The 18,455-nt window shown below is 36.4% G+C and carries 15 protein-coding genes and 1 tRNA gene; 8 read left to right on the top strand and 8 right to left on the bottom strand.

Annotation, left to right across the window (positions count from 1 at the left end; translation table 11 throughout):
• Position 1 precedes the first annotated feature (1 nt).
• The 6 genes from DFQ03_RS03440 to DFQ03_RS03420 all read right to left on the bottom strand — a co-directional run bounded on the left by DFQ03_RS03440 (position 2) and on the right by DFQ03_RS03420 (position 5,266).
• A complete protein-coding gene (locus tag DFQ03_RS03440) occupies positions 2-382 on the bottom strand; it encodes a DUF6876 family protein (RefSeq protein WP_133671623.1) in 381 nt (126 codons plus the stop codon).
• Positions 383-459: 77 nt separating this feature from the next.
• Positions 460-804 (bottom strand): single-stranded DNA-binding protein, encoded by a 345-nt coding sequence (locus tag DFQ03_RS03435; RefSeq protein ID WP_133671622.1) that lies wholly within the window; start codon positions 802-804, stop codon positions 460-462.
• Between the two features lie 953 nt (positions 805-1,757).
• Positions 1,758-2,594, bottom strand: coding sequence for a DUF932 domain-containing protein (locus DFQ03_RS03430; protein WP_133671621.1), 837 nt, complete (start codon positions 2,592-2,594; stop codon positions 1,758-1,760).
• A 16-nt stretch (positions 2,595-2,610) separates the two neighbouring features.
• Entirely contained in the window at positions 2,611-2,772 is a 162-nt protein-coding gene (locus DFQ03_RS18745) for a hypothetical protein (RefSeq protein ID WP_166637427.1), read from the bottom strand.
• 258 nt (positions 2,773-3,030) lie between these two features.
• Positions 3,031-4,818 carry a ParB/RepB/Spo0J family partition protein gene (locus DFQ03_RS03425; RefSeq protein WP_133671620.1) on the bottom strand — a complete coding sequence of 596 codons (1,788 nt, stop codon included), beginning with the start codon at positions 4,816-4,818 and terminating at the stop codon, positions 3,031-3,033.
• 365 nt (positions 4,819-5,183) lie between these two features.
• Positions 5,184-5,266 (bottom strand) — tRNA-Leu (locus DFQ03_RS03420).
• A 259-nt stretch (positions 5,267-5,525) separates the two neighbouring features.
• Between DFQ03_RS03420 and DFQ03_RS03415 the strand changes: the two genes are divergently transcribed.
• From DFQ03_RS03415 to pth, 3 genes are all read left to right on the top strand, one after another.
• Positions 5,526-6,467, top strand: a complete 942-nt coding sequence (locus DFQ03_RS03415) for a ribose-phosphate pyrophosphokinase (protein WP_133671619.1) — start codon at positions 5,526-5,528, stop codon at positions 6,465-6,467.
• Positions 6,468-6,508: 41 nt separating this feature from the next.
• Positions 6,509-7,141 (top strand): 50S ribosomal protein L25/general stress protein Ctc, encoded by a 633-nt coding sequence (locus DFQ03_RS03410; protein WP_133671618.1) that lies wholly within the window; start codon positions 6,509-6,511, stop codon positions 7,139-7,141.
• Between the two features lie 86 nt (positions 7,142-7,227).
• Positions 7,228-7,857, top strand: coding sequence for an aminoacyl-tRNA hydrolase (gene pth / locus DFQ03_RS03405; RefSeq protein ID WP_133671617.1), 630 nt, complete (start codon positions 7,228-7,230; stop codon positions 7,855-7,857).
• On the opposite strand, the gene DFQ03_RS03400 is transcribed toward pth, so the two are convergent.
• Positions 7,854-8,540 carry a hypothetical protein gene (locus DFQ03_RS03400; RefSeq protein WP_243834407.1) on the bottom strand — a complete coding sequence of 229 codons (687 nt, stop codon included), beginning with the start codon at positions 8,538-8,540 and terminating at the stop codon, positions 7,854-7,856. The two genes, pth and DFQ03_RS03400, sit on opposite strands and share 4 nt — an antisense overlap.
• Complete coding sequence (locus tag DFQ03_RS03395; protein WP_133671616.1) at positions 8,537-12,301, bottom strand: zinc-dependent metalloprotease; 3,765 nt, start codon at positions 12,299-12,301, stop codon at positions 8,537-8,539. Before DFQ03_RS03395 ends, DFQ03_RS03400 begins: the two co-directional genes overlap by 4 nt.
• A 53-nt stretch (positions 12,302-12,354) precedes the next feature.
• Here DFQ03_RS03395 and DFQ03_RS03390 point away from each other — a divergent pair, with 53 nt between their 5' ends.
• From DFQ03_RS03390 to DFQ03_RS03370, 5 genes are all read left to right on the top strand, one after another.
• Positions 12,355-13,281, top strand: coding sequence for a bifunctional riboflavin kinase/FAD synthetase (locus tag DFQ03_RS03390; protein WP_133671615.1), 927 nt, complete (start codon positions 12,355-12,357; stop codon positions 13,279-13,281).
• 2 nt (positions 13,282-13,283) lie between these two features.
• Complete coding sequence (locus tag DFQ03_RS03385) at positions 13,284-14,615, top strand: HTTM domain-containing protein (RefSeq protein WP_133671614.1); 1,332 nt, start codon at positions 13,284-13,286, stop codon at positions 14,613-14,615.
• A 154-nt stretch (positions 14,616-14,769) separates the two neighbouring features.
• A complete protein-coding gene (gene serS, locus DFQ03_RS03380; RefSeq protein ID WP_133671613.1) occupies positions 14,770-16,041 on the top strand; it encodes a serine--tRNA ligase in 1,272 nt (423 codons plus the stop codon).
• A gap of 234 nt (positions 16,042-16,275) precedes the next feature.
• Positions 16,276-17,817, top strand: a complete 1,542-nt coding sequence (locus tag DFQ03_RS03375; RefSeq protein WP_133671612.1) for an amidase — start codon at positions 16,276-16,278, stop codon at positions 17,815-17,817.
• A 275-nt stretch (positions 17,818-18,092) separates the two neighbouring features.
• Positions 18,093-18,419, top strand: coding sequence for a DMT family transporter (locus DFQ03_RS03370; protein ID WP_133671611.1), 327 nt, complete (start codon positions 18,093-18,095; stop codon positions 18,417-18,419).
• Positions 18,420-18,455 lie beyond the last annotated feature (36 nt).

Genomic DNA, 18,455 nt, shown 5'->3' with positions numbered 1-18,455 from the left:
TTTAGTATTCGCTTGGTAACATCAGCGTATCATTTACAAAAAATAACCGCAGTTCATCCAGTGGAAAATCGGTTGCCCTGTAACCGTGTTTTTCCAAAATATTGTCGTTGCCATCGCTGTAAATTATTTCGGCTTCGTAACCCAAAAAATCTTGTTTTTCTTTGGGTAATCTTTTGAAGTCGATTGTGATAAATTCGCTTCGGTTCATCAGACTTTTTGCGATTACTGACGTGTCCGTAATGAGCCAAAAACATTCTGCTACTTCCGATAAATATTTCAATCCGTCCGTAAAACGGGTTCGCAATAATGGGATTTGATAGAACATTTCCGTTCCCGTAAAATATTGCAATCGCTCTTTTATTTCGTTAACTTGTGCTTTCATTGTACATATATTTAATGTGTGAATAATGAAAAAGAGGGCGCAACTTATCAGAGGAACGCCCTCTTTATTTTTAAAGATTACTTTTCGCTCTTGCTTCCAAGTAATAGGATTTCATCGGCTACAACTTCCGTTACATAGCGTTGGTTGCCATCATCGGTGGTATAGGTTCGGGTCTTTAGTTTCCCTGTAATTCCAACCTCTTTGCCTTTTTCGACAAATTTCTCAACGATTTCAGCCGTCTTGCCCCAAGCCACTACGGTATGCCAGTTGGTGTCCGTTTGCTTTTCGCCTTTGCTGTCTTTGTAATACTCGTTTGTAGCGAGTGAGAAGCGGGCTACTTTTTTACCGCTTTCAAGGTTCGTAATGGTTGGCTCTTGTCCAACGTTTCCAATCAATTGTACGTGATTTCTAATGGTACTCATAATAAAATATTTAAGTGATTTATATTTCCCCTATTGATTTAAAACAGATTAAATTTTAAGGGGTGTTTGTTCTTTTCTTCTGTGCATCGCACAATGGATAGAGTGGGTTTTGTCAAGACTTTTAGGGTAAAATCAGGTGTGTTTGCGACGTAGTAAATTCCTTGGAATTTCAAGGAAGTAGAAACCTTATTTTTCACTAAAACTTGTACAGTCTTGACAAGTTCCATAAGGGCATTAGCAATTCTTTTAAACGCAGTTGCGTTTGAGCGTACCGACAGTTAAGCGAGATAAGTAGCTGTGTTTACATTAGAATTGGTTATGTCGTGCCTGTTTTTCGACGCCCCGAAAAACAAAAAAGGCTTTATCCATTATAAACCCCTTAAAATGTGTAAGACAGCGGTTTGGTTTTTAAGGATTTCGAGTGAGGGCTCAAGAAGACCGCGCCGAAAATCCTGTTAAGAAAACCGAAGTGATGACTTTCCGATGAAAAGCGGACTTAATTCACAATTTTGGCAAAGGAATGAAGTGTTCCTTCCCAGAGCATCGGGAAGGGTTAACGGAATGGAAAGCTAAAATTGGGGATTGTGTCCAAGATATTTATAGGGATGCTCTTTTTCCGAAATGTAGCTTTTGGCGAAATGCAGGGGAATGTGCTGAACGGATTAAGAAAACTATTAATTCTCATTATTCAGGATTTAAAGCGGACTTAACTTTGAAGGTGTAGGCTGGAATGCAGTTTGACCGTTTCCCGATATTTCTCGGGAATGAACGGGCAAGTGGAATGGAAAACGGAAGCTTTGAAGTTGTGTCCAAGATTATTATAGGAAAGCGCTTTTCCCGGAATGAAGCTTTTCGCGAAATGTAGGGGAATGTGCTGAACGGTACTACTATAAAACCTTAAAATGACAAGCACAAAAAAATCCAGTTTAAGGTACTGGATGAACCTTTTGGCTTTAGGACATTTCGTAAACTTCATCAAACAATTTCTTGTCCAATCGTTCTTGTTGGCCAAAGCTTTTCTTCAGCGTGTTGTGCAAAACTGCATTGAAGGCATTATAACCTAACCACAAATTAGGTTCCTCGTTTAGCAACAATGCTTCATAATTCAGAATTTCCAGGACTTCACGAGATTTTTTCGAAGGGTCGCTGTTCTTGTCGCTACATTCATACCGAAATAGTTTCGTTTTGTCAAGTATGGCTTTTACAAATTCCTGTGTATCGATGATTTTAAACTCTTTCATCTTATCAAATTTCTTGGTAATGGTGTAGAACTCATTGTCCAGAAACTTGTCGAATAGGTTGTTCAGTCTCGGCATTATAAGATGTGTATTATTCCTACTATGCTTAATGGAAAACTCTATTTCAGCCTGTGAAACGTGTAGTCCGTTTGAACAAACCTCTCGATAAAACCCGAAGTGTCCAGAGGTCTTTTCACTACCGTCATACGAGTTTTTGAACCGAAGCATCGGCAGTATCAAATCCTTATGGTTCTTGACTGTAAACTGGCTTTTGTCGTCGATAATTAAGTCAGTAATGAACGACCTATCGTTTTTATTGATGGTGCGTTTGCGGAAATTCAGCTGTGCATCGGTCAGCATTTCTTCAGCTTTCTTGAAGAAAAGTTGGTTTGGAATATGGCCATAGCTGTTCGAGACCACATTGACGATTTTGCCATTAGAGATAATGGCATTTTCAAGCCCTCTTCGGGATTCCATCTGTGTCAGACTTTTTAAGGATTTCATTTCTGATGGTACGAAAATTTCATCCTGTTGCAAATTTTGTAAATACATAGCTTTTGAATTTAGATTAAACATTTTCTGATAATACTCGGTAATAGTTGGGATGCTTATCCCTGTAATAATCCAAGTGACTTTCGCCACTATCAATGTCATAATTTTCACTACTCGACTGATAATGCTTTTCAGCCTCTTGTAGCGAAATTTTAGGTTTTTTAGATGCTCGTTTCATAATGATATATTTTGATTAAACAATATTTGAGCAGTACCCAAACGGAAGCTAAAATCTCAGCTCAAAAGGAAACGGAATAAATAAGCGTAGGATGTTGCGTTGGCTTTATGCCGTAGTCTTTTGATGGGTGTATTTTACGAGTTTACCTTTGCGCTAACTATTGATTGATAACCCCTTCCTTGTAAATACTTTTAAAACACTATCATAAAAAAGAAAAAGGGCCAGCACGAATGCCGACCCTTCTTCAAACAACAAAAGCTACTCGTTGAGTTCCTGAATTTGCTTTTCAAGAACTGTGATGCGCTCTTTCAAACGTGCTTCACGCTTGCTTCGTTTATCGGCATATTCTTTTTCAATGCTGGCAATCTTAGATTTGTAGTATCCTTGCATTGCGTTGTAGAATGAAATGTTCGTCAGATTATTGACGTGATTGCTTTCGCCAAAATGCACTTGCTTTGTGAGCATATAGCGTATCAACTTGTGAAAGATTTCCTTTTTGAACTTCTTCTTGAAATTTTCGACCATTTCAACTTTAGTCATCTTTGAAGTGTCGCCCAAGAACTTTGAAAAATACTTTTGTTGACTCATATAGTCCACATTATTTTCAAAGAGCGATATCGAGAATGCGACCATTTCATCCATTGAAAGTGTCTTCTTCGTATTAATGTATTTTGTTTCACGAATCATCTGCACAACTTCTTCAAACTGGTTGTTGTTTTCTATTTGATTCTTGCGGATTTCTCTTTCGTTGATTTTAATGATTTGTTCTTCAGGCGTACAATCTGCCATTTTTCTGTTGGCCAATGGTGCCGAATAATCTGTTGATTCATCTTTTGTTTTTTCAACAATTTTTATGAAGACTTCTTTATTCCTGTACGTTTCAGGATGGAACAAAATGCCATTGACAAATCCATTTTCTTTCGCTGAATTATATTTCACAAATTCTTCATCATAGTCCTGTTTTGCTTCTTCAAGTTCAGCTTTCAATTGTTCTTCAGAATAATCATAGTGTTGATATTCTATCTTAATATCCTGGATTGTTGGCTCAATCGGATGCTCTATAATTTCAACATCATCCAGTAGATAAACTTTCAATCCCTTCTTTTCTAATTGTGATATTATGAGCTGATTGTTTTCGTCATCTGCCCAATACTGTCGTATTTCAGGGATTAAAAAGATATTCTCTTTCTTGGACTTTTCAATCAGGTTTAAGAACGATTTACTTTTCTTAGTTTCAAAACAGGCTGCTTTTGTACAGATCATTTTACCATCGCCGAACAGATTGCCTTGATTAGCTGCATTGAACGGACATTCTACACAAGACCCAGCTTTCGGAACTAATTTTTTATCGCTAACATCAAAAGATGCTTTTTCCAAATCATAGGTCTGGTCTTTAATCATCCTGTTTATCTGGTGCGCATTAAAATCCTCGCCCATCGTTTCCAGCATCATTAGCTGTTCTTCAGGTTCAAAGAGTGCTACACCGACACCCAATGATATGGTCATTTCGCCATTGCGTACAAATTGCTTGAAACCATCAATCAATCCAGCCAATTTAAGTCGCTGTCTGATGAAGTTATCCGTTCTACCCAACCGCTTTGCTATTTCTCTTGGCGAATATTTCTCGCTTAGGTAAGCAATCGCCTCAGCTTCTTCGGTCGGTTCGATATCCTGTCTTTGCAGATTCTCGATAATCTGAACTTCAAGCACATCATTGTTCTCATAAGTCCTCACTATACAGGGTATCGTTTTCTTTCCTGTTAATTTACTTGCACGATATCTTCGTTCGCCCATCACGATGACGTAATGCCCATTTAGTTGTCTTACCGTGATTGGTTGCAACACACCGTGCTTTTCGATACTGTCAGAAAGCTGCTGTAATGCGTCTTCGTTAAACGTCTTTCTTGGTTGTTCTGGGTCAGGCTTGATTTTGCCCAATGGTAAGTTCTGAATTTGAAGTACGGATGATTTCTTTCCGTTTACTTCTTTTTTCGCAGCTACTTTAGTTGTACTGTGCTTCTTTGTGGTACTCGCTTTTGTTGTCATAATACTCAAATTTTTGATTAAACAATATTTGAGCAGAAGCCAAACGGAAGATAAAATCTTCACTCAAAAGGAAACGGAATAAATGAGTAGGGGAAGAAGCGTTGGCTTTATGCCGTAGTCTTTTGATGGAAGTATTTTACGAGTTTACCTTGCGGTGATATTGTATGATAAAAAACTCTCTCTAACGAAGCAAAAAAGTTGAGAGAAGACAAATTTTATTAATCTTCAGTATAGAAAATAGGATTTGCCATCAAATAAAAGGATATAGCACTAAAGCCAATTTGGTTCTGAAAAAAGACAAAATGTTGTACCTATGTTGTACCTGGGCATAAAAAAAGCCGAGATTTTCATCTCAGCTTTTTTCGTACCGAAGGCGGGAATCGAACCCGCACGCCTTGTGAGCAATGGATTTTGAATCCATCGTGTCTACCAATTCCACCACTTCGGCTTAATATTTTACGCTCTTTCAAATTTGGATTTTGAATCCAGCGCGTCTACCAGTTCCGCCACTCGAGCATATTTTACCGTTAAGAAACGGCATCCTGTAAAACAGGACTGCAAAACTAAATAATTATTTTCTTTCCAACACCAAAAATATCCAGTTTTATGCATTAGCAACCGAATTTAATTTTTAAATTTGCACCTCCTTAAAAACAAAGACCTCAATAATTTATTGAAGCAACTGTTTGGAAAACAATAAGAAAGACATGCCATACCAAGTTCCACAACCGAAAATATTTGCTTGTACACAAAGTAAAATCTTAGGCGAAAAAATCGCTAAGGCCTACGGAACGGAATTGGGTAAAATATCTTTTTCTCGTTATAGTGATGGGGAATTTCAACCTTCTTTTGAAGAGTCTATTCGTGGAACACGAATTTTCATCATAGGTTCGACACACCCAGGACCTGAAAATTTAATGGAAATGTTGTTGATGATAGACGCTGCAAAAAGAGCTTCTGCACGTCATATTACAGCGGTTATGCCATATTTTGGTTGGGCAAGACAAGATAGAAAAGACAAACCTAGAGTACCGATTGCAGCAAAACTAGTTGCTAAAATGCTAGAAACGGCAGGTGCTACTAGAATCATTACAATGGATCTGCATGCCGATCAGATACAAGGATTCTTTGAAAAACCAGTTGATCATCTTTTTGCATCTACGTTGTTTTTACCATACCTAAAGAACTTAGGTTTAAAAAATCTTACTATTGCATCTCCAGATATGGGCGGTTCGAAAAGAGCCTACGCATATTCTAAAGCACTAGATAGTGATGTAGTTGTTTGTTACAAACAAAGAGCGAAAGCCAATATAATTTCACATATGGAGTTGATTGGTGATGTTCAAGGTAAAAACGTAGTTCTTGTAGATGATATGGTAGATACTGCAGGCACATTGACCAAAGCAGCTGATTTAATGATGGAGCGTGGTGCACTTAGTGTTAGAGCTATTACCACCCACGGTTTATTATCAGGTGATGCATACGAAAAAATTGAAAACTCGAAATTAACGGAATTGATCATTACCGATTCTATTCCAATAGAAATCAAGAGTGATAAAGTAAGAGTATTAAGTTGTGCTAATCTATTTGCAGAAGTAATGGACAAAGTACATAACAATAACTCTATATCTTCTAAGTTCTTAATGTAAGTTAGAAGCCAAAACAAGAATATTAATTTTTAATACATATAATGAAGTCAATTACAATTAAAGGATCAGAAAGAGAAAGCGTGGGCAAAAAAGCAACCAAAGCCTTACGTAATGCTGGAAAGGTTCCTTGCGTAGTATACGGAGGGGATAAACCATTACACTTTTCAGCAGATGAACTAGCGTTCAGAGACTTGGTTTACACTCCAAATGCACACACAGTTGCAATTGAATTGGATGGCGGAGCTTCTGTTAAAGCAATCATGCAAGATATTCAGTTTCACCCAGTAACAGATGCAATCATCCATATTGATTTTTATCAATTATTCGATGATAAAATGGTTACTATGGATATTCCTGTATCATTAGAAGGAAATTCACCAGGTGTACGTAACGGTGGACGTTTATTGTTCAGAAAACGTAAACTTTCAATCAAAGCATTACCAAGTAAATTACCAGATTTCTTTAACATCGATATTTCTAAATTGAAAATCGGTCAAAACATTTCTGTAGCGACGTTAATGAATGAAGATTTTACCATCTTACACCCAGAAAGCCAAGTTGTAGTACAGGTTAAAACTGCTCGTACTGCTGTGGTTACTGATGACGAAGATGAAGAAGGAGAAGAAGGAGCTGAAGGTGCAGAAGGTGCATCTGAAGAAGCTGCTCAAGAGTAGTCTTTACAGTCTAAACTATACATTAAAGCATCCTGGTACTTGTATCAGGATGCTTTTGTATTTTTACGCCTTAAATTAAACTACCAATGTTCAAGTTTTTAAAATCTCTTTTTATAAAACAGAACTTAATTACAGAAGAGAAAGACCCTATGAAGAAATTTTTAATCGTTGGCCTTGGCAATATAGGAGAGGAATATGCAGAAACCCGCCACAACATTGGTTTCAAAATACTAGATGAAGTAGCCAAAGTAAATGACTTTACTTTTGAAACCGCTAAACTTGGTGATATAGGATCCTATAAAATAAAAGGTAGAACAATTATCTGCCTTAAACCATCTACCTATATGAACCGCAGTGGTAAAGCCTTAAAGTATTGGATGGATAAAGAAAAAATTCCTCAAAGTAACATTCTTGTAATTACAGATGACATTAACCTGCCCTTCGGTACTATTCGCATTAAAACAAAAGGCAGTAATGGCGGTCATAACGGATTAAAAGATATAGAACTGTTTCTACAGACAATATTATACAACAGGTATAGATTTGGAGTAGGGGCTGACTTCGGCAAAGGCAGACAGGTTGAATATGTATTAGGAAACTGGAACGAAGAAGAAAAAGCACTGATGCCAGAGCGATTAAAAAAATCAACCGAGATTATTAATTCATTTGTACTAGCCGGTATTGCCAGAACAATGAATCAATTCAATAATTCTTAAAGTACTTTAAAACTGTAAACCCCTGTATCTGATTTATTCCCTTCTTCATCAATAACGATAATCTTCCAATAATACACCGTATCAGATGTAACCGAAACTTTTATACTTGTTACGGCCGAAGATAATTCTCTAATTAAATTTATAGGTGGTGTTTCTACAGAGAAATACACTTCATAACTAGCGACATCATTATCTAGATCAGATGCAGACCATGACAGTTCAACTTCGTTATTTATATCTTTAAAAACATTATCTGAAGAAGCTGGATTTATTATAGTTGCAGGAAAAGGTGCAAATGTTGTTCTAGAACCTGAATTATAAAAATACCACTCTGTGCTTGATACCGTTTGCTCTACTTCACTATTTCTGGATCGAACAAACCAAGAAAACTGTTCGCCTTTTGCCAGAGGTAATTGTGCAGAATTCGTTGATGAAACAATAGTCTGTACTGTACCAGTTGCAATGTTTGTCACTCTTAATTCATAAGATTCCGTATTATCCGCTAAATTCCATCTAAACTCTACTCTACTCGTCTCTTCGCCTATATCGACACCCGTGGTACATTCAGAATTTTCTTCTGGAAAAACCAACAGTACTGCCTCGGGCGGGTTTGCAGCACTTTTCTTTTTACAACTGGTAACAGCCATAAACAAACACGTAACAAGTACTAAAAAGCGCATCATTCTTTAATTACTTTAGAAGTTCCATTTATTGTTCTACCCTTATACTTTAAGTAATAAATACCAGTAGACAGCGAACTCAAATCTAAACTTATGATTCCGTTTATGGGTAGAATAGAAATACCAAAAACATATCTACCATCGGCACTAAAAACACTTACGGCAACCTTTTCTTGTGTTGCGCCTAAATAGACTTGAACAATTTCTTTTACAGGATTTTGATATACAATGGGCTGCACATAAAAACCAATCTGCTCTTCATAAACACCTTGACAAGGTATATCTGTAAAAACCTTTAATGAATTCAATCCTTTATCTAAATCTAGCACTACTGTAGATTCTGCTGTCTGTGTTGCCACTCCGTTCAATTCTATAGTATAAAATGACGACCCATTCATTTCAAGTGTTACTTGAGAGCCATCTATTGCAATTTTTGAAGTTACATTTAGCGGTGACGGTTCGGTAATCTGCACCTCAACACAATACTCTTGGTAGGCGATTACACCATCTGTACCTGTTAGGCAAAGTGAATAGGTACCTGAACTTAAATTTGCCAAATTAAAGGCATTCGAAAAATTCTGAGTTAGATTTAATCCATTACCAGAAACTACCACTTCATAGTCTAGCGCCAACTTCGGCACAATGGACAACGACCCATCATTATTATCGCTACAGGTTTCACTTTCCAGACTAACAATAAAGTTTTCTACAGGAAAACGATAGATAGCACAACCAGAAGCATCTACTTCTTGACCAGCTGGCGTACCTAAACATAAATCATCACCATCATCGAACACGCCGTCATTATCGGCATCTGGTCTAAAATCTCCCTCTACACATGCTTCAAGAACAAAAGAATTTAAGCTACCACCATCTGAAGGAGCGTTATCTTTTATTTCTAAAGTCCACTCACCAAGTATCGACTCTCCATTAAATGAACTTAAACTTCCTAAAGGTTTTACCGAACCGCTAATACCAGGGCTTACCGAACAAGTAAAAACCGGACTATCATCATCAAAAGTAGCAGTGATATCTCGTGAATCTCCGCAAGAATTAGAAACCAATGTTACCGTAGTTCCCGCAGGCGATGTTAGGGTAATGACCAAATCGGCCAAAAAGGTATGTTCAATATCTAACTGCACATTAATATCGGCTACCGGTAAATCTTCAAAAAACACAATCTTAGATGTAATTACAGGTGTTCCACTACTAGATATAGCTATTGGCATACCTGTAGCACTTTTATTAGCGCAATTAAACTGAACAGTAGAAAAACTAAAGGCCGGACTAAAAATTCCCTCTCCACAATCATTTCGTGGTTTTACCCTCCAAAAATAAGTGCTATTATTATCTAAAAGTGTAGGTGAGTACGAACTACTATTTACCCTACTAGATTCTATAATATTCGTAAAAGTATTGTCTTCTGCAATTTCAACATCATATTGCGTATTACCGACCGATGTTCCCCATTCTAACAACACATCGGTCGATGCATTCTCAAAATTATCTACAGGTAAAATTAGAACTACCTCTTCAAAATTATCGTCAAAAATTCTTAACTGTAGTGTAATTTCTTTTGTAACCGTATCTGCCGTAGCTAAAACTCGAACAGGGTAAATACCGGGGTCTACTGTAGAAATTCCTTCAAAATCAACCGTAACCAAAGTATTATCAGCATCTGCAAATGCCGGTGTAAATGTAGCTGTCATACCTATTGGCAAATCAAGTACACTAAATGCACTTTCTTCATCAAAACCTAAATCGGTTTCATAGGTAAAATCAACACTTAAGTCATCTGGTTTACAAATGTCGTAAATGACTTCGTCAAAATTTAGTACGATTTCTGAAGGAGTAATTGAAAAGGTTGCATCATTGACAGCAAAGAAAATATTGTCATCTGCTTTAATCATAAAACGTCCTGTACTCGTAGTTATATTTGGTATAATTAAAGTCTGACTACCATCGTTCAAGGTATTTTCTGCCAATAAAATTGGAAAAGTCATACCTCGATCAGTAGATAAGTATATAGAAACGGTCGCTGCATTTACAGGTAAAACATTGGTATTGGCAACATCCCAAGAAATAGTTTGCACTGATCCAGCCTCAAAAGACTCTTCAGTACTTTGAGAATTAATCAAAAACGGTCCGGCTTCATTAATTACCGAAACTGTCATCTCATCTGAATCTGATTGCCCGCCATTTAGGGCATTATCTCGTACAGTCAATGAAAAATTCATCTCACGCCCAACATTAGAAAGGGTTTCCCATGCAGAACCAGAAGTTGGCACCGTCTGAGTTAGCTCTCCGACTAAAATTCTATTTAAATTGGGAAAATATCTTTCTGGTGTTAATGTCGGTGGTAATGATCTAAAATTTGCTCCTGCTGGGTTATCAGGACCAAATGTAGACTGTGTTACTATTCCGTTATCAATCTGCTCCCAAGAATAACTAAGCACATTCGCCACATCAACATCAGTTGCCTCACCCGTAAGAACAAAAGGAGTTCCTTTTGGTATCACATAATCTGATAAAGGTGTAATAGTAGGCGGGTTATTTGCAAGTACCTCTGTTACCCCACACGAAACAGTTTCTAGATAATCTCGTATTTGAACTATGCTTACATAATGAAAGTAATCATCACTATTAGAAGCAACGTTATTGACACCTGTTATGCCTGCATACCCCATAATGGTTGTACCACTAGCCGGCTCAACCTGTACCGTTGTACCTTCTGAAATATGTGAAAATGAATGATTCGCACCAAACTGATGTCCCATTTCATGAGCGACCAAATCAATATCGAAAGCATCACCTACCGGCGAAGACAATGTAGTATAACCACTACCCTTTCTACTATCTGTACAAACAGCGCCTATAAAACCCGAATTACCGTCTAACGTATTATCCTGCTGATTAAAAAGATGCCCTATATCGTAATTAGACTCACCAATAACACTGGTTAGCGTATTTTGAACCTGAGAACTTAAACTACCGGTATAAGGATCCGTTTCGGGGTTTGTATATATAACAAGATCAGTGTTGGCTATCAATTCTAAAGTTATTGCCAAATCACGTTCAAAAACTGCATTAATTCTTGTTAGCGTAGCGTTAATGGCGGCAAGAGCATCTGCCTTTGTTCCTCCATGAAATTCTGTATATTCACCTGAAGCAGAAATGGCTACTCTAAATTTTCTTAGTGTTTGGTCATCAACTAACTTGGCAGTAAGGTTTTGCGAATATTCTTTGACCTCTGGCATTGTTTTACAAACGAAGTCGATATCACGCTCATCTTGCTCTGTTCTTCGATATAATACATAGGTGTCGTCAGCAGATTTCTGCATAAACAATGCTCCGTTTTCACCAGAAGTACTCATGGTACTTTGAATACCTTTGGGTGAAACACTAAAACGAATTTGAGTAGTGGCATCGTGCAAAGCGATACCCTTATATGATTTTATAGATGGATATTTAAGTGCTAATTCTTGAGAAAAGAGATGGGCATCTTCTACTAAAAACGGAATTAACTTACCCGTTTCATGTGGAAAATAAATAATCTTGGAAGTTTTATTCTCTGAAAGTGCTTGTAAAAATTGTTGCTGATTAAAGGTAAAAGCTGTTCCTTTATTTACTCTTAACTGTTCTTTAGTGAATTGCTTAGCCATATTGTTTAATTCCGTACTTTTCCAATAAGCAGTTTGTGCCATACCGGAAAAGGAAAGAAATACTATGGTAATTGTAAAAACTAGGCGTAATTTTGCAATCATTAAGAGGCTTTTAACTCAAAATCAAATATAAGTCTTTTTATTTTCTATCATAGGTGATTACAGTCCGCAACATTTCTAAGTATAAAGAAGAATATCCTACGGTCATTACCATAGGCACCTTTGATGGTGTGCATATAGGTCACCTTAAAATACTTAATAAAATCATAAATCATGCCAAGAGTACCGAACTAAAATCTTCGGTTCTTACGTTTTTTCCACATCCAAGAATGGTTTTACAGAAAGATGCGAATATAAAACTGCTGAACACCATAGATGAAAAGATCAGTATTTTAGAAAAACTTGGTCTAGACGTACTAATTATTCATCCTTTCACCAAAGAATTTTCTCGTCTTACGGCTATTGAGTTCGTGCGCGATATGCTTGTAAATACTTTACATATTAAAAAGGTAATTATCGGGTATGATCATAGGTTTGGGCGAAATAGAAATGCCAACATCACAGATTTGATCACTTTTGGCAACACGTATGACTTTTCGGTCGAAGAAATTCCCGCTCAAGAAATCGATGATGTATCGGTAAGTTCTACCAAAATCAGAAAAGCATTGGAAGAGGGCGATATTGAAACCGCCAATAGCTATTTAGGCTATGAATATATGCTTACGGGAACAATTACAAAAGGTAAGGGCATTGGCAAGCAACTAGGCTACCCAACGGCAAACCTATCTATTGCTGAAGATTACAAGCTAATACCAAAAAATGGAGCTTATATCGTAAATAGCAATTTAAATGGAGAGGTAGTACATGGTATGATGAATATTGGCTATAACCCGACCGTAAATGGTACGGAGAAATCTATAGAAATCAATTTTTTCAATTTTGATGCCGATTTATATGACCAAAAAATTCAAGTAAATATTTTGGTTCGCTTGAGAGATGAACATAAATTTGAATCTATTGATGCTTTAAAAGATCAATTAGCCAAAGACAAAGAAAAATCGCTACACTATATTAAAAAGTAATTATGCTCAACAGGTTATTATTTCAACGTATAGATAATAGCCCGTTAATTATTTTTCGAATATTTTTCGGCATACTCGTCTCCCTAGAGTGTTTTGGCGCTATTACTACGGGATGGGTAAAGCGAAATCTGATCACGCCAAAATATAAGTTTCCTTTTATAGATTTTGAATTTCTACAACCACTGCCAGGTAATGGCATGTATTTCTATTTTGGATTAATGGGATTACTTGGACTATGTATTGCTTTGGGCTTCAAATACAGAGCAAGTATCATATCTTTTACAGTATTATGGACTGCTACGTATTTAATGCAAAAAACAGCTTATAACAATCATTACTATTTACTCATTTTAATATCATTATTAATGTGCTTTTTTCCTGCGGAAAGAAGTCGATCGTATGACGTTAGATTACATCCTGAATTAGAATGTAACTCTATGTATGCCTATGTAAAATGGGTAGTTGTACTACAATTATTTATAGTTTATGTATATGCATCTGTAGCAAAAATGTATGGAGATTGGTTAGATTTTAGCACCATAGCCGTTCTGATGCATTCTAAAAGAAATTATTGGCTTGTGGGCGACATTTTACAAGAACCTTGGATACATACCATAATAGGGTCTGTTGGTATTTTGTTTGATTTGCTCATTGTCCCAGCATTACTCTGGAAACCAACTAGAAAAGCGGCATTCTTTCTTTCATTGTTCTTTCATCTATTCAATTCTATCATATTTCAGATAGGCATATTCCCTTATTTATCAATTGCTTTCAGCGTCTTCTTTTTTGAGTCAGAAACTATTCGTAAAATATTTTTTAAAACAAAACCAGCATTTACAACCACATATTCAAAGTTGCCTAATTACAAAAATGTACTGTTATTTAGCGGAAGTATTTATTTCATAATTCAGTTATTACTACCTGTAAGACATCATGCTATAAAAGACGATGTACTATGGAGTGAAGAAGGACATAGAATGAGTTGGCGAATGATGCTACGTAGCAGACAAGGTAAAGGCACCTTTAAAGTAGTCGATAAAGACACCAAAGAAGAGTTCATTATTATACCGAAAGATTATGTATCTCGCGGTCAAGAGCGCAAAATATTTGCCTACCCGGATTTTGCATGGCAGTTTGCCCAATATTTAAAAAAAGAATTCGAACAAAACGATAGAAACGTTGCAGTTTACCTAGAAAAGTCGAAGATTAGTATAAATCGCAAACCTTATGTACCCTTCATAGATTCTAAAACTGATCTTGCAGCAGAGACATGGTACCGAACAAAACATCACGATTGGATTCTACCTTCAAACTTAGGAAGTCCTGAAAAATAATATATCTCTAAATACAAGTTCTTGTATCTAGCAAAACTTAATAGATTTAGAACAATTTGATTAAAAACCATAATAATCGATGTTTAGTCTTGAAAAGTGGGCATTAGAAATTTTAGATTAATGTAAATTTGTTTTTAAATACAATACATCCATAATGTTACAAATACAAACCATTAGAGATAATCAAGAAGATATTATCCTAGCCCTTGGAAAAAGGAATATTGATGCACGACCCTTAATTGAAAAAGTGCTTCAATTAGATGAAAACCGACGTGCTGCCCAAACAAGTTTGGACAACATTTTGGCAGAATCGAATAAAATTTCCAAAGAGATCGGTGTATTGTACAAAACTGGAAAAGCTCAAGAAGCTAATTCTTTAAAAGAACAAACGGTAAAACTAAAGGAAGAATCAAAACAATTAGGTAATGATTTAAATGCAGTAGAAGAAGAGCTACAAACACTTCTTTACCAATTACCGAATGCACCACATACTTCTGTAAAAAAAGGCTCTACTGAAGACGACAATGAAGAGATATTCAATGAAGGTGAAGTACCTAAATTGGTTGAAGGCGCCCTACCACATTGGGAGCTGGCGAAGAAATATGACATCATAGATTTTGAATTAGGTGTTAAGATTGCTGGCGCAGGATTCCCGGTTTACAAAGGAAAAGGTGCTCGTTTACAACGTGCTTTAATTGCCTATTTCTTAGATAAAAACACTGAAGCAGGTTATACCGAAATTCAAGTTCCGCATTTGGTAAATGAACTTTCAGGTTATGGTACAGGTCAATTACCGGACAAAGAAGGACAAATGTACCATGTAACAGCAGATGATCTTTATTTAATACCGACTGCAGAGGTTCCGGTAACGAATATTTTTAGAGATGTAATCGTCAACGAAAGTGATTTCCCTATTACATATACGGGTTACACACCGTGTTTTAGAAGAGAAGCTGGTAGCTATGGAGCTCATGTGCGTGGTTTAAATAGACTTCATCAATTCGATAAAGTTGAAATAGTACGTGTAGAACATCCATCAAAATCATATGAAGCTTTAGATGGTATGGTTGAACACGTAAAGAATATTCTTAGAGAGTTAAAACTACCTTACCGCATTTTAAGACTTTGTGGTGGTGATCTAGGTTTCACAGCCGCACTTACTTTTGATTTTGAAGTATTCTCCACAGCACAGGATAGGTGGTTAGAAATAAGTTCAGTTTCAAATTTTGAGACTTATCAAGCCAACAGATTAAAACTGCGTTTTAAGGATGAGAATGGTAAAAACCAATTGGCACACACCTTGAACGGAAGTTCTTTGGCTTTACCTCGTGTTTTAGCGGGAATTCTTGAAAACTACCAAACTGCAGACGGAATTAAAATTCCTGAAGTATTAGTGCCTTATTGTGGTTTTGATATAATAGATTAACACTAAAACATTCAGATTTTATTCTGAGATTTAAGTTTTAACATATATTCAACAAAACGCCGTTTAACGAATGTTACACGGCGTTTTGCTTTAAAACACATACCTAATAATATCGACTCGATAAAAACATTTTTTCAATTGCAACTCAGCCACACTACCTCATCTATATTCATTAATTTAGTAAAACCTTCATTTTCAAATATGAACTGGTAAAATCTTAAAACTTTCTTCATTATGAATTTCAAATTCAATTGCTATCTGTTAATTATGAGTATGATTTTTCTAGGATGCGCTGATAAAAAATCTACAAATGAAAAAGAGCTAGACATTGAAGAACTAACCATTTCAGATATTCATAAATCCTATAAGAATAAGACCTTTAACAGTGAACAGTTGGTAAATGCATATCTTGAAAGAATTGAAAATTTTGATAATTCTTTGAACGCAATTACGGTAATTAACCCCAGAGCTTTAGAAATAGCGAAAGAACTTGATGAAGAATATAAACGAACTGGCACTTTACGCCCTTTACATGGTATACCGTTAATTGTAAAAGATAATATTAATACAACAGACCTACCTACTACTGCAGGTTCTCTGGCACTACAAAACTATGTTCCAGAAGAAGATGCATTTATTATCAAGAAACTTGTAGAAGCCGGTGCAATAATCATAGCAAAATCTAACATGGCAGAATGGGCTTTTAGCCCTATGCATAGCGAAAGTTCAACAGCCGGCACCACTAGAAATCCGTATAATACCAACTACGTACCTGCAGGATCCAGTGGTGGTACAGGTGCTTCGATTGCCGCCAATTTTGGAACAATAGGTCTTGGCACAGATACTGGAAATTCAATCAGAGGTCCATCATCTCATAATGCTCTGGTAGGTTTTAGAACTACTTTAGGATTAGTAAGTAGAAGTGCAATTGTTCCGCTTTATTTGAGGAATGATGTGGTCGGCCCCATGTGCAGAACTGTTGAAGATGCAACTAAAGTTTTAGAAGTTATTGCAGGTATAGACCCTAAAGACCCAATAACAACATATTCAGAGGGAAAGACACCGGCAGATTATACACAATTTCTTAAAAAAGATGCCCTAAACGGTTCTAGAATAGGGGTTCTGAGAACCTTAAGTGATGATAATCCACATCCAGAAATAAATCAATTATTTAACAAAGCACTTCTGCAATTAGACTCTTTAGGCGCTTCGGTCATCGATTCGGTTATCGTGCCTGATTTTCAATACTTAAAACAAAATCAATGGTGTGCTACTTTTCGCGATGATGTCGAGACTTTTTTATCCGATTACGTTAAAAATGATTCATTAAAAACAATTGAAGATATTATTGAAGTGGGAAGTACATCTGATTTTGCTAGAGAAAGATTAGTTCGTAATGCAGCCCACACTGATAGATGGGAAAATTCGGAAATACCATGTTTAGATGCCTATACCGATATTCGAAGAGTTGCATTTCGAGAAGCTATTGAAAACATGATGGATTCTTTACAACTAGACGCCATCGTTTATCCTTCGTGGAATCACCCTCCAGCTCCTATTGATCAATATCAAGAAGAATATAAGGGAGACAATAGTCAGGTTATTAGTCCACACACAGGACAGCCAGCCTTTACGGTTCCCATGGGTTTTACAAGAGGAAACCTACCAGCGGGACTCCAATTTCTGGGTAGAATGTATGACGAGCCTGTTTTAATTGGACTTACATATGCTTATGAACAGGGAACCAAACACCGAAAATCGCCCGATTTAAAATAGCATCAATTTTCTTATTAAGGTTTGAATAGGCTAATTCTTATCCTTAGCGAATGTAAACAGACAGTCTTTTAGCCCCCATAAAATATACCCTAAACACCTATTATAAACTTAAACCAATTTTATTGCTATCGGTCTTTCTTGCTTGCAGCAACCAAGATATTTACAACGAAAATCTTTCGTTTATCTGTAAAGGCACCACATTAAAAAAGTACCTTCATTACAATGAATAAATTGTAAAGATTATTGACCTTTACTTTTACTAAATCTGTACAACTATGAATTGGGCATTATTAATAATCGCGGGTCTTTTTGAGGTAGCCTTTGCTTTCTGTTTAGGTAAAGCCAAAGAAACTACTGGCAATGAAATGTACTTGTGGTATGTTGGGTTTTTAGTTGCACTTGCCATAAGTATGATACTATTAGTGAAAGCGACACAAACATTACCAATCGGTACCGCTTATGCAGTATGGACGGGAATTGGTGCCGTAGGCACAGTACTAGTTGGTATATTCGTATTCAAAGAACCAGCTACTTTTTTACGTATACTTTTCATTACAACATTAATAGGTTCAATTATAGGTCTTAAAATCGTGTCACATTAATACTATAGTCACTACAAGATTCGCTCACTAAAAAAT

Origin of the sequence: Maribacter caenipelagi, from assembly GCF_004364175.1 — a bacterium.
GTDB classification, from domain to species: Bacteria; Bacteroidota; Bacteroidia; order Flavobacteriales; family Flavobacteriaceae; genus Maribacter; species Maribacter caenipelagi.
This window is presented reverse-complemented; position numbering and strand designations above follow the sequence as displayed.

Coding starts and splice junctions, on each gene's coding strand:
- DFQ03_RS03375 (WP_133671612.1), top strand. CDS start 16,276: ATGAATTTCAAATTCAATTGCTATCTGTTAATTATGAGTATGATTTTT.
- DFQ03_RS03435 (WP_133671622.1), bottom strand. CDS start 804: ATGAGTACCATTAGAAATCACGTACAATTGATTGGAAACGTTGGACAA.
- serS (WP_133671613.1), top strand. CDS start 14,770: ATGTTACAAATACAAACCATTAGAGATAATCAAGAAGATATTATCCTA.
- DFQ03_RS03395 (WP_133671616.1), bottom strand. CDS start 12,301: ATGATTGCAAAATTACGCCTAGTTTTTACAATTACCATAGTATTTCTT.
- DFQ03_RS03440 (WP_133671623.1), bottom strand. CDS start 382: ATGAAAGCACAAGTTAACGAAATAAAAGAGCGATTGCAATATTTTACG.
- DFQ03_RS03370 (WP_133671611.1), top strand. CDS start 18,093: ATGAATTGGGCATTATTAATAATCGCGGGTCTTTTTGAGGTAGCCTTT.
- DFQ03_RS03385 (WP_133671614.1), top strand. CDS start 13,284: ATGCTCAACAGGTTATTATTTCAACGTATAGATAATAGCCCGTTAATT.
- DFQ03_RS03400 (WP_243834407.1), bottom strand. CDS start 8,540: ATGATGCGCTTTTTAGTACTTGTTACGTGTTTGTTTATGGCTGTTACC.
- DFQ03_RS03415 (WP_133671619.1), top strand. CDS start 5,526: ATGCCATACCAAGTTCCACAACCGAAAATATTTGCTTGTACACAAAGT.
- DFQ03_RS03425 (WP_133671620.1), bottom strand. CDS start 4,818: ATGACAACAAAAGCGAGTACCACAAAGAAGCACAGTACAACTAAAGTA.
- DFQ03_RS03410 (WP_133671618.1), top strand. CDS start 6,509: ATGAAGTCAATTACAATTAAAGGATCAGAAAGAGAAAGCGTGGGCAAA.
- DFQ03_RS18745 (WP_166637427.1), bottom strand. CDS start 2,772: ATGAAACGAGCATCTAAAAAACCTAAAATTTCGCTACAAGAGGCTGAA.
- pth (WP_133671617.1), top strand. CDS start 7,228: ATGTTCAAGTTTTTAAAATCTCTTTTTATAAAACAGAACTTAATTACA.
- DFQ03_RS03430 (WP_133671621.1), bottom strand. CDS start 2,594: ATGTATTTACAAAATTTGCAACAGGATGAAATTTTCGTACCATCAGAA.